This window comes from Arthrobacter ipis, from assembly GCF_014694315.1.
Taxonomy (GTDB): domain Bacteria; phylum Actinomycetota; class Actinomycetes; order Actinomycetales; family Micrococcaceae; genus Arthrobacter; species Arthrobacter ipis.
This window is the reverse complement of the sequence record NZ_JAAOXD010000003.1, coordinates 329,339-335,338: the sequence shown is the minus strand read 5'-3', so window position 1 is coordinate 335,338 and position 6,000 is coordinate 329,339. Positions and strand designations below refer to the sequence as shown.

Sequence of the window (6,000 nt, the reverse complement as noted above, 5' to 3'; positions counted from 1 at the left end):
TGGCACACTATTGAGTTCTCAAACAACAGACACACCCGGCACCACCCAAACCAACGTTCAGGATCGCTCCGGAGCAACTTTTCAAACTTACCCGGTTTCACTCCCCGACGCAAATCCGTGTTTCAGGATTCTCGCCGGCAGGAAAACCAGCCCCACCACACCCAAGCGACCTAAAAAGTCACCAGATCATGGCCTTGATTTCGGGGATTTGGCCGCCCGCGGTTACCAGCTCTTCGCTGTCTCCCTCGCGGCGACTTAGAAAACAATACACTCGCTGCCGCCCCACCGCAAACCGTCCTCGCAGGAGCATGGGATCCCCGCGTTTCCGCGGCGAAACGGTGCGCGGAGGCACTCTGGTGAGCCTCCGCCGTCGTAATTCCGCCCTGTGCGGTGCGTCACCCGCGCCCAACCAGCACGCAAGCGAGCGCGGTTAACGCAAAGGAGGGCCGGCAACCATATGGTTGCCGGCCCTCCTCAAGCAGCTGGAATCAGCGGTGCTGTATTACCAGGAAGACTTGGTGATGCCCGGGAGCTCACCGCGGTGAGCCATGTCGCGGAAGCGAACACGGGAGATACCGAACTTCTGGAAGGTACCGCGCGGACGGCCGTCGATGATGTCGCGGTTACGCAGACGGATCGGGGAGGCGTTGCGGGGCAGCTTCTGCAGGCCGAGGCGTGCAGCTTCCCGTGCTTCGTCAGTCGCGTTCGGGTCAACCAGGGTCTTCTTCAGCTCGAGGCGCTTTGCAGCGTAACGCTCAACGATGACCTTGCGCTGCTCGTTGCGAGCAATCTTGGACTTCTTAGCCATGTGTTTAGCGCTCCTCTCGGAATTCGACGTGCTGGCGGATCTTGGGGTCGTACTTCTTCAGGACCAGACGGTCCGGATCGTTACGACGGTTCTTACGGGTTACGTAGGTGTAACCCGTGCCCGCGGTCGACTTGAGCTTGATGATCGGACGTACGTCCTTGTCCTTTGCCACTAGAGCTTCACTCCTCGTGCCAGGATGTCGGCGACGACAACGTCAATGCCGCGTACGTCGATGGTCTTGATGCCCTTTGCGGAAACCTGCAGAGTGACATTACGGCGCAGGGACGGAACCCAGTAGCGCTTCTTCTGAATGTTCGGGTCGAACCGACGCTTGTTGCGGCGGTGCGAGTGCGAAATGCTGTGTCCAAAGCCCGGCTCGGCTCCGGTCACCTGGCAGTGTGCTGCCATGACGACTCTCCTCTGAAAATGAATGAAACGGATGGCAGAGTTCTGCTTCACCGTGCGGCAGGCGGCGTCCGCATCCAGCCTCACGCGTCCACACGTTTCAACGCCGGCGAACCGGGTTTACTGCGGCGGAATACGATGAGCCACAAACACCTGGCAATGGAAGCCACTGCGAAGTGCCGGGATACTGGGCGAATACAGGAATGCACGCAACTTGAGCCCCTAACTACCGGCCTCCAGGACTGTGAATACTGCCAACAGCCACCGCAAACCGGAGCAATTGCACACGCTCCGCGCCACCTAGCGCCAACCAAGTCTACGAGACACCCGAATTAAAGACCAATCCGGCGGGGAACGGTGCTATAAAGCAGCGCCGACGTCACGAGGGGCGCCGCGCGATCGATAGAGCGCCCGCCGTCGCGAGGGCCTTCTTCCAAGACATATCCGGAAAGAAGGCTCTTCACAGCAAAGGCAAAGGATCGGGGCGGAATCTTGAGCCATGAACACACAGCTCCTGCCCTCCCCCGGGACCGGCACCCCGATGCGCCCGACCCACGGCTCCGCTCCGGTTCGGGAGGCCGGCCGTTTCGCCGGCCAGCACCGGCGAAGGCTCCTCCGCGCGGACGCCCTGACGGTAACGGCCTGGTCCTCGATGGCCGCTTCGGTTGCGCTCTGGCTTGCCGACGGCGGCCTGACGGCGGTTTCGTCGCCCGCGGGCATGGTCACGGCGCTGGGCATCGTTGCCGGTCTTGCCGGAATGGACCTGGTGCTGCTCATGCTGCTGCTGGCGGCAAGGATTCCCTTCATTGACGGCGCGGTGGGGCATGACCGGGCGCTGGAGTTTCACCGGAAGCTGGGGAAACCCTCGCTGTACCTGCTGCTGGCCCACGGGCTCCTCATCGCGGTGGGCTACGGCATGGCCGAAGGCCTCGACCCGGTCAGCGAAGCCGTGGCGCTCTGGGTGCTGGTGCCCGACATGTGCCTCGCCTTCATCTCCCTGGCCCTCTTCATCGCGGTTGTGGTCACGTCCCTGGTGGCGGTCCGCCGGCGGTTTCCCTACGAATTCTGGTACGCCGTGCACCTGCTCACCTATGCTGCCGTGCTCACCTCGCTGCCGCACCAGTTCAGCGTGGGCGGCCTGTTCGCCGTCGGCACCTGGCAGCGCTGGTACTGGCTCGCGATCTGCATCGCCACCGGAGCTGCCCTGCTGTACTACCGGATCATCCAGCCTGTACGGGCAACCTTCAGGCATCAGCTCACGGTTGAGCGCGTCACCTCCGTGGCCCCCGGGGTGGTCAACATCGAAATGAGCGGCCTGCAGCTCGGCTCGCTGGCCGGCAACGGCGGACGGTTCTTCATCTGGCGCTTCCTCGCCCCGGGGCTGTGGTGGCATCCGCATCCGTTCAGTCTGTCTGCGGAGCCGGTGCGGACAGGACCTGATGGCCATGGGAGATTGCGGATCACGGTTCGTGATCTGGGCCGGGGCTCCGCGCAACTGCTGACGCTGCGGCGCGGAACGAAGGTGGCCGTCGAAGGGCCCTACGGACTCTTCAGCTCCGCCGCACGCAGCAAGGACCATGTGGTCATGATCGGCGCCGGCATAGGTATTACGCCGTTGCGGGCCCTCCTGGAGACCACCCCTTTCGCCCCCGGCCAGGCCACGGTCCTGCTCCGCGGGCACAGCAACCAGGAGCTCTACCTGGGCGAGGAAATCCTCGAACTGTGCCGGCAGCGCGGCGCCACCCTGTTCCACCTGACCGGCGGACGGGACCCCGGTTCACCTGACAGCTGGCTTCCGGCCTCCGAACACCGGGCCGGGTATGCCCTGGCGGACTACGTCCCGGAAATCGCCCTCGCCGACGTCTATATATGCGGGCCCTCGCGGTGGGCAGGCAACGTCCTGAACGCCGCCCGCGCCGCCGGCGTCCATGAAGATCAGCTCCATCACGAAAGGTTCGACTGGTGAGAATAAGAGCAGCAGTTTCAGCCGCCTTGGCTTCGGCCGGCATCCTCCTGGTCGGCTGGCAATCAGGTGTCCATGTGTCCGATACCCGCAGCGCGGTTGCGGCCGCGGCAACGGGAAATCAGGCTTCGGGGACGGGAATCACTGACAGCAGCGGCGCAGCGTCGTCTGAATCCGCGGCATCGTCCGGGACGACCGGCAATTCCGGGACGACGGGCAGTTCGGGAGCCGCGGGCGCATCCGGCACATCCGGAGCCCCCGGGGCGGCGGCCAAGGCCGGCGGCACGTACGACGGCGATGTGGTCCAGACCCGCTTTGGCACCGTGCAGGTCCAGATCACCGTGAAGGCCGGGCAAATCACCGACGTCACGGCTCTGAAACTCACCGACGCCGAGGGCCGGTCCGTGCAGATCAGCAACTATGCCGCCCCGGTTCTTCGCGACGAGGTACTTCAGGCACAGTCCGCCGACGTGCAGACGGTGGGCGGCGCCACCGTGACCAGCGACGCTTACCTCACCTCCCTCCAGGCGGCCCTCGATGCAGCAAACCTCTGAGACCGCACACCGGCTCCGGGCCCGGACCTTCACCTGCATGGGAACTGTCATCAGCCTGGCTGTCCCAACGGACGCGCACAAAGCACCCCAAGCGGCGGCGGATGAGCTGGAAGCGGCGACCGCCGTCGTCGAATGCCTGTTCACGGAACTGGACAGTATCTTCAGCCTCTACCGCCCCGATTCGGAGGCGAGCCGGCTGGTGCGCGGCGAACTCGCGCTGCCGGAGGCGTCGGAAGAAATGCGGGCGCGGTACGAAGAGGCGGCCGAGTGGCGGCTCCTCACCGAGGGGTCGTTCACGCCGGAGCGTCCGGACGGGGCGCTGGATCTCTCCGGAATCGTCAAGGGGCACGCCATCCGGGAGGCCGGCATGTCCCTGCTGGCGCTCGGCATGGCCAACTGGTGCCTGAACGCCGGCGGGGACGTGCTGGTCAGCGGCTCCCCGAACCCCGGCACCGATGTGCCCTGGCGGGCGGGAATCGTTGACCCGGCGGACCGGAGGACCCTGCTCGCCGGATTCCCGCTGGGCGGGGCGGCGCTGGGTTTGCCTCGGCTGGGTGAAAAGACGGCCGACGGCGGGACCCGGGCGGCGCTGGCCACCTCCGGTTCCGCTGAGCGCGGGGATCACATCTGGGGTGTCACGGCCGGGGCCGCGGAATTCCGACAGGTCTCCGTCGCCGCAGCCGACGTGGTCACGGCCGATGTGCTGGCAACCGCGATCATGGCGGGCGGGGTTCCCATGCTCAACCGCGCCACCGCCATGTGGGACATCGAGGCGTTGGCCGTCCGCACACATGGCGAGCTGTTGGCGACCGGCGGGTTCCGGCGGTAATTAGAGCCGGGTGAGCTGGGCGTACCTAGGCTGGAGGTTGTCGCCGGAGGACTTCCCCGTGACCCGCCGGACCACCCACGGTGCGGCGAATTCCCGGACCCAACGGGCGTTGGCCCTCAGCGCCTCCGCCTTGCTGAGCTCCGGGACGGGGGTCATCGGCGGAACCTCGATGGAGTGCTCGTGCTCGAGGACCGTTAGGACGCGCTTGGCCATGTTCGCGTGCCCGGCGGCGGACATGTGCATCCGGTCTTTGGCCCACATGCCCCAGTCGTAGTACTCGTTGAAGCGCCAGTAGTCCACCAGCAGGGCGCCATGGTCCCCGGCTATGCCGCGCACGAGTTCGTTGTAGATGGCCGTACGCCCACGCATGGTGCCGAAGACCTTCGAGCCCCGCGCGTCGAAGCCCGTGAACAGGACCACGGTGGCACCCGTGGCCGCGAGCTTCCCGACGGCCTTTTCGTAGTCCGCAAGCAGGTCGTCGATGTCGATCTTGGGCCGGAGAATGTCGTTGGCTCCGGCGTAAAGGGTCACCAGTGTGGGATTGAGCGCGATGGCAGCATCCACCTGCTCGGCCAGGATCTGCCGCAGCTTGCGGCCGCGGATGGCAAGGTTTGCGTAGCCGAAGCCGGGGTCAGCCACGGCCAGTTGCTCCGCCACCCGGTCGGCCCAGCCGCGGAGCCCGTTGGGCCGCGCGGGGTCGTCGTCGCCGACGCCCTCCGTGAAGGAATCTCCAAGGGCAACGTAGCGGGCCGTGAAATCCATGGGAGCCAGTCTGCCACCCGTTGCCGGGAGCAACCAAGACGGGCCGGTGCTGTCCGGCTCGCCGGGAGCTGCTGCCGGCGACTGGCCGGGTGCTGCTACTGCTGCCGCTCGCGGAGGATCCAGTGATTGCTGTCCAGGCGGGCCACAATCTTTTCGCCGATGCGTGCGAGGTCCGTAACATCACGCTCAGTCAGGGCGTCGAGGAACAGCGAGCGGACCGATTCGACGTGGCCCGGCGCCAGTTCCACGATGGTGGCGATGCCCTGTTCGGTGAGGTGCGCGGTGGTGACGCGTGCGTCGCCGGGATGCGGCCGGCGTTCCACCCAGCCGCGGTTCTGGAGTTTGGTAACCACGTGGGAGAGCCTGGACAGGGAGGCGCTGGTCCGGGCCGCCAGCTCGCTCATCGGCAGGAAGCGCCCCTCGGCTTCAGAGAGCATCGCCAGCACGTTGTAGTCGAACAGCGACACCTTGCCGGCAGCGTGCAGCTGGGTATCGAGCGACGCGGGCAACATGGTGTTGATGCTCAGCAGGGCAAGCCATGCCCTGCGTTCATTGGCGTTGAGCCAGCGCGGTTCGGTCATTACTCCATCCTAGGAGAACTAACGCTTGACGGTTCAAGGCCGGTTCCGGCGGCGGCGAGTCGCCGGGCGGCCAAGGCTCTGGCGGTAGGCTGGCCGTC

Annotated in this window: 9 protein-coding genes; 4 read left to right on the top strand and 5 right to left on the bottom strand. The window is 65.8% G+C overall.

What is annotated here, in order from left to right; genetic code table 11:
* On the top strand, positions 1-259 hold a 259-nt coding region (locus tag G9E11_RS20855; RefSeq protein WP_218625937.1), incomplete at its 5' end, for a hypothetical protein.
* 243 nt (positions 260-502) lie between these two features.
* Here G9E11_RS20855 and rpsN read toward each other — a convergent pair.
* Genes rpsN through rpmB form a run of 3 tightly spaced genes read right to left on the bottom strand, consistent with a single transcriptional unit; the run spans position 503 to position 1,216 of the window.
* Positions 503-808: a 30S ribosomal protein S14 gene (gene rpsN, locus G9E11_RS08565; RefSeq protein WP_003798555.1), complete on the bottom strand. Its 306-nt coding sequence runs from the start codon at positions 806-808 to the stop codon at positions 503-505.
* Positions 809-812: 4 nt separating this feature from the next.
* Entirely contained in the window at positions 813-980 is a 168-nt protein-coding gene (gene rpmG / locus G9E11_RS08560) for a 50S ribosomal protein L33 (RefSeq protein WP_003798558.1), read from the bottom strand.
* On the bottom strand, positions 980-1,216 hold the full coding sequence (gene rpmB / locus G9E11_RS08555) for a 50S ribosomal protein L28 (RefSeq protein ID WP_003798559.1): 237 nt from the start codon (positions 1,214-1,216) through the stop codon (positions 980-982). Before rpmB ends, rpmG begins: the two co-directional genes overlap by 1 nt.
* A gap of 496 nt (positions 1,217-1,712) precedes the next feature.
* On the opposite strand from rpmB, the gene G9E11_RS08550 reads away from it, so the two are divergent.
* The 3 genes from G9E11_RS08550 to G9E11_RS08540 are packed head-to-tail and all read left to right on the top strand — an operon-like array spanning position 1,713 to position 4,559.
* Positions 1,713-3,179, top strand: coding sequence for a ferredoxin reductase family protein (locus G9E11_RS08550; protein WP_190604756.1), 1,467 nt, complete (start codon positions 1,713-1,715; stop codon positions 3,177-3,179).
* Positions 3,176-3,730, top strand: a complete 555-nt coding sequence (locus tag G9E11_RS08545; protein ID WP_190604754.1) for an FMN-binding protein — start codon at positions 3,176-3,178, stop codon at positions 3,728-3,730. The genes G9E11_RS08550 and G9E11_RS08545 overlap by 4 nt, the downstream gene beginning before the upstream one ends.
* On the top strand, positions 3,714-4,559 hold the full coding sequence (locus G9E11_RS08540; RefSeq protein ID WP_246468828.1) for an FAD:protein FMN transferase: 846 nt from the start codon (positions 3,714-3,716) through the stop codon (positions 4,557-4,559). Before G9E11_RS08545 ends, G9E11_RS08540 begins: the two co-directional genes overlap by 17 nt.
* On the opposite strand, the gene G9E11_RS08535 is transcribed toward G9E11_RS08540, so the two are convergent.
* Both G9E11_RS08535 and G9E11_RS08530 read right to left on the bottom strand, forming a co-directional pair.
* The gene (locus G9E11_RS08535) at positions 4,560-5,321 is read right to left on the bottom strand and encodes an SGNH/GDSL hydrolase family protein (RefSeq protein ID WP_190604752.1); all 762 of its coding nucleotides are present in this window, start codon (positions 5,319-5,321) and stop codon (positions 4,560-4,562) included.
* Between the two features lie 95 nt (positions 5,322-5,416).
* The gene (locus tag G9E11_RS08530) at positions 5,417-5,902 is read right to left on the bottom strand and encodes a MarR family winged helix-turn-helix transcriptional regulator (RefSeq protein WP_190604750.1); all 486 of its coding nucleotides are present in this window, start codon (positions 5,900-5,902) and stop codon (positions 5,417-5,419) included.
* Between the last annotated feature and the right edge of the window lie 98 nt (positions 5,903-6,000).

What these genes read in the sequence shown, in the direction of transcription:
- G9E11_RS08530 (WP_190604750.1), bottom strand. Translation starts at nt 5,902, where the DNA reads ATGACCGAACCGCGCTGGCTCAACGCCAATGAACGCAGGGCATGGCTT.
- rpmB (WP_003798559.1), bottom strand. Translation starts at nt 1,216, where the DNA reads ATGGCAGCACACTGCCAGGTGACCGGAGCCGAGCCGGGCTTTGGACAC.
- G9E11_RS08535 (WP_190604752.1), bottom strand. Translation starts at nt 5,321, where the DNA reads ATGGATTTCACGGCCCGCTACGTTGCCCTTGGAGATTCCTTCACGGAG.
- G9E11_RS08550 (WP_190604756.1), top strand. Translation starts at nt 1,713, where the DNA reads ATGAACACACAGCTCCTGCCCTCCCCCGGGACCGGCACCCCGATGCGC.
- G9E11_RS08540 (WP_246468828.1), top strand. Translation starts at nt 3,714, where the DNA reads ATGCAGCAAACCTCTGAGACCGCACACCGGCTCCGGGCCCGGACCTTC.
- rpsN (WP_003798555.1), bottom strand. Translation starts at nt 808, where the DNA reads ATGGCTAAGAAGTCCAAGATTGCTCGCAACGAGCAGCGCAAGGTCATC.